The following is a 2,366-nucleotide window of genomic DNA, read 5'->3' as shown; positions in this document are numbered from 1 at the left end:
CTCCCAGCCCCCCCGCACCACGCTCTACGTCCAGGACGGCGTGGCCTACTACCGCACCGCCCAGTTCGCCGACATCGCCGAAGCGCTGTGCGAGCACGGCGAGATCGAGCCCGTGCGCATGGTGTTCATCGAGCCCGAGGACCGGCGCAGCGAGTACTGGTTCAACCCCCAGTACGAGCAATTCCTGCTGCAGGAGATCATCCCCGCCGTGGAGTCCCACTACGGCAAGACCGAGCAGAAGGGGCTTTGGGGCGCCAGCCTGGGCGGGGTGGTCTCGGCCTGGCTGGCCTTCCGCAACCCCCAGCTTTTCCAGGTGGTGGGCACCCAGTCGGCCTGCCTGACCCTCGAGCCCGGCGGCGACGACAGCTACACCGCCCCCGAGTGGCTCACCCAGCAGTACGCCGGCGCCGAGCGCCTGCCGCTGCGCTTCTACTGCGAGACCGGCCAGATCGAGTGGCTCTTAGCCCCCAACCGCCGCTTCGCCGCGATGCTGCAGGACAAGGGCTACCCCCACGCCTACCTCGAGCGCCCCTCCGGCCACAACTGGATGACCTGGCGGCAGGGGCTGGCCCCGGGCCTGCGTTACCTCTTCCCCAAGGCCCGCCAAGGCGGAAAATCCGTCTGAGACGGCAAAAAGGCAGCTCAGCCCCACTCGCCGTTTTTTTAAGCGCGGTTACCACTGTAGCAGATTTTCGCCTTGGCGTCACCAGGGCGTAGCTCGCGGTGCGCCGCGGGGTTTGGGGCTACCCTGGTACGGATGGGACTTGCCGAAGCTATCCTCGCGATCGTTATCATCGTCGCCCTCGAGGCGATTCTCTCCGTGGACAACGCCATGGTGCTGGCGGTGATGGTCAAGCCGCTGCCCCCTGAATTGCGCAAGAAAGCACTGCTGTACGGCATCATCGGGGCCTACGTGCTGCGCGGGCTGGCCCTGCTGTTCGCCACGGTGATCATCAACGTCTGGTGGATCCAGGTGCTCGGCGGCGTCTACCTGATCTACCTCGCCGTGAAGTTCTTCCTCAGCCGCCAGTCCGACGAGGTCCGGTCCCCCGAGGAGGAGGTCAGGGCCTCCGTCCAGCAGTCCTTCTGGCGCATCGTGGTGATGGTCAACGTCGTGGACTTGGCCTTCGCCATCGACTCGGTGCTGGTGGTGGTGGCCTTCAGCAAGGTGTTCTGGGTGATCTTCACCGGCGTCGCCATCGGCATCCTGCTGATCCGGCTGGCCGCGGGCTGGATGGTGCGGGTGATGGAGAGCTACCCCCGCCTCGAGCAGGTCGCCTACGCGGTGGTGGGCTGGGCCGGGCTCAAGCTCACCCTCGAGGGCTGGAACCTGGGCGCCGAGGTGTGGCTGCACAACGAGGCCCTGGCCCTGCACCTGCCCAAGGAGCTGTTCCTGGGCGTCACGCTGCTGATCCTGGCGGTGGGCACGCTGTGGGCGCTGCGCTCGAGCGACCGCTCCCCCAGCAGCACCTGACCCCTCCCCCCTCTCGCCTGCCCCTTTCCGCCGCCACGCCCCCCGTGGCGGCTTTGCCTAAAGACGTGCCCTTAGGAGGTTCGACGTGGAGATCGGACAAGCGCTGACGGTGATCGGAATTCTCATCGTGCTCGAGGCCATCCTCTCGGCCGACAACGCCATGGTGCTGGGGGTCATGGTGCGCAAGCTGCCCCCGCCCTGGCGGCAGCGGGCGCTGTTCTACGGCATCGCCGGGGCCTACGTGCTGCGCGGGCTGGCGCTGGTCTTCGCCGCGCTGCTCATCGAGTTCTGGTGGGTGCAGGCGCTGGGCGCGGTCTACTTGCTCTACATCGCCTTCAAGCACTTCTTCGGCAAACAGGCCAGGCCCGCCCACGCCCCCGAGGAGCTCACCGCCGGCGGGGTGCTCAAGAGCGTCACCCCCCGCCAGTTCTGGACCATCGTGGCCCAGATCGAGCTCGCCGACTTGGCCTTCGCCGTGGACTCGGTGCTGGTGGCGGTGGCCCTCTCCGACAACATGGCGATCATCTTCACCGGGGTCTTCGTGGGCATCCTGGCCCTGCGCTTCGTGGCCGGGGTCTTCGTGGGCCTGCTCGAGCGCTTCCCCCGCTTCGAGGCCGTAGCCTACGCCATCGTGGCCCTGGCCGGGGTCAAGCTGGCCCTCGGCGGCTGGGACAAGTTCGTCAAGGAGGTGCTCATCCGCCCCGAACTCGTCAGCGGCATCGACAAGACCCAGTTCTCCTTCTTCATCCTGGGCGCACTGGTGCTGGGCACGATCTGGGCGGTAAGCCAGCGGAGGGAAAAGCTGGGGAGCGAGGAACGGGTTTAGGGTAATGGGGCTCGTGGCTCGTGGTTGACCCCACCCCGTCCTCCCCGCGTGGGGAGGGACGGGGTG

General features: G+C 67.4%; 3 protein-coding genes. All 3 read left to right on the top strand.

Annotated features, from left to right (window positions below):
* A partial coding sequence (locus Mterra_RS20635) for an alpha/beta hydrolase (protein WP_147373005.1) occupies window positions 1–625 on the top strand: 625 nt, incomplete at its 5' end.
* A 132-nt stretch (window positions 626–757) separates the two neighbouring features.
* Window positions 758–1,474 carry a TerC family protein gene (locus Mterra_RS20630; protein ID WP_119316794.1) on the top strand — a complete coding sequence of 239 codons (717 nt, stop codon included), beginning with the start codon at window positions 758–760 and terminating at the stop codon, window positions 1,472–1,474.
* Window positions 1,475–1,559: 85 nt separating this feature from the next.
* Complete coding sequence (locus Mterra_RS20625; protein ID WP_119316793.1) at window positions 1,560–2,300, top strand: TerC family protein; 741 nt, start codon at window positions 1,560–1,562, stop codon at window positions 2,298–2,300.
* Window positions 2,301–2,366 lie beyond the last annotated feature (66 nt).

The organism is Calidithermus terrae (assembly GCF_003574345.1).
Classification (GTDB): domain Bacteria; phylum Deinococcota; class Deinococci; order Deinococcales; family Thermaceae; genus Calidithermus; species Calidithermus chliarophilus.
This window is presented reverse-complemented; position numbering and strand designations above follow the sequence as displayed.